General features: G+C 36.3%; 1 protein-coding gene. It reads right to left on the bottom strand.

Annotated elements, in window-relative coordinates:
* Nucleotides 1-332: 332 nt before the first annotated feature.
* Nucleotides 333-1,664, bottom strand: a complete 1,332-nt coding sequence (locus AMM48_RS21980) for an IS4 family transposase (RefSeq protein WP_102785826.1) — start codon at nucleotides 1,662-1,664, stop codon at nucleotides 333-335.
* Nucleotides 1,665-1,824: the final 160 nt, after the last annotated feature.

Below are 1,824 nucleotides of genomic sequence, written 5' to 3'. Positions count from 1 at the left end.
CGAGAACACTGGAAAATGCTTTATTTACTTTATTCATTACTTACCTTTGCATATCTCAATAAAAATATGCATTTAACTAAAATGCTCAAAAAGGAAGCAGATGATACGGCATTAAATATGATCTAGATCATTAAATCGCCAAAAAATACCTAAATATGATTAAATTAATATAGAAGTGATAATTTTTTAGGAATGATTTATTGAGTACTAAGATGGATTTTGAAGGGTGTAATGAAGAAAGCATTTATAAAGATCAATAAAAACAAGTAAATAAAGATTTTTAGATATGACTAATATGAAAAAACCTACCTTGCGAGGTCAATGCCGTTCGGTTAAGAGATTTTAGGCTTATATCTTAACGGATATCTAGATGGAATATAGAGCACTGAACGTGAAAACGTTCGGTGTTTTCTTTTTTTGGGTAAAATAAAATGTTTAACATCTTCTCGCATAAGTTGAAGTTTTTTCGGAATGGTCCCATTACCTGATAGTGCATAGGCTCTTATTTGTGTATCTATAATACAAATGGCAGCAGTGAAACTGATCCGTGTAGGTTCAACCTTCGCTTCTAGCGCAATATTAACCATTTCAAGTCGGATCAAGTTATAACCCAATAATACCCCCCATAACTCCTGTCGTACTCCTTCGGGAAAACGACTTCGTAGTGTAATTTCCCCATTCAACTGATTGTTTTTAAGCTCTCCAAAACTCTGCTCTATTTCCCATCGCTCCCAGTACACAGACAATAAACTTTCCATTGAATAAGCTGTCGGATCGATTAACGAGGTAATAAAACCTTTAATATCACCCTTTGGATCTTGATAACATATCATTCTTGCTTGCCAAGTCTCTGGTAATGTTGGGTTTTTAGTTCTCGCTTGCGGGGATACGGGCATTTCAATTAATAAATCATTATCGCCGTATCGCTCTATAACTTCATACCTCATCGATTTTTTTACCGGTGTTAGCCAATGTGCATTAATACCGAACTGTTGCCAGTTGAGCATTAAGTCTGCTGAAAAATAACAACGATCAAATAAGGTTAATGAATCTTCTGGAATATCGGTCAGCAACCGTTTAGCTAAGGTTATTTCACCGACGCTACAGCTATCAAATGCAGCACCAAGTAACATCCGAGTATGCGTTGAATGCAAAGAAACCATACGAAGTTGCGGATAAACTGGGTTGGATTTAGAGATAAAACCAAATGCGTCCCTATTTTCTGGTGTGTCTTGTGCTCTAAAGGTCGTCCCATCTACGGCTAATAACGTTAAACCGATACTATGTTTTTTAGTAATAATAACGTTATGCCAAGCCGCACAGGTTGTACTAAAAAGGTAACTCATAGGAGATTCACCTAATCGCTTTCGACAATCTGTGAGCACACTAGGGGCAACATGGTTATAGACTTCATCAGGGGTAGTTTGCAAAGCAATATCTAATGAGCCGCAGACTTCTTTTATTGAACAATTCCGCATCAACCCCATCATGATGATTAACCAAATAGCTTGCTCTGCAGGTAGGCGGCGACGTCGAACACTCGCTTTTTGAGTACAAAATAATGCTTCTTCAATCCATTTAGAATCAATCGCTGTTAATACATTGTCGTAAGCATCTTTATTTTCAAATGATTCATACACCAATTCCATTTCTTGATTAAACAAAAAAAAATCCCCAACCTTAAATAAGAGTGGGGATTATGTTCTATCTGCAAGATCGTTCAAGTTTTCTTCTTAGATCCTTAACCGATCGGCATTAAAGCATTTAACTTGGATTTTTTGTATCTACGATTTACGAATGAAATGAGATCGACACTTAAAACAC

The organism is Thalassospira sp. GB04J01 (genome assembly GCF_000751115.1).
Taxonomy (GTDB): domain Bacteria; phylum Pseudomonadota; class Alphaproteobacteria; order Rhodospirillales; family Thalassospiraceae; genus Thalassospira; species Thalassospira lucentensis.
This window is presented reverse-complemented; position numbering and strand designations above follow the sequence as displayed.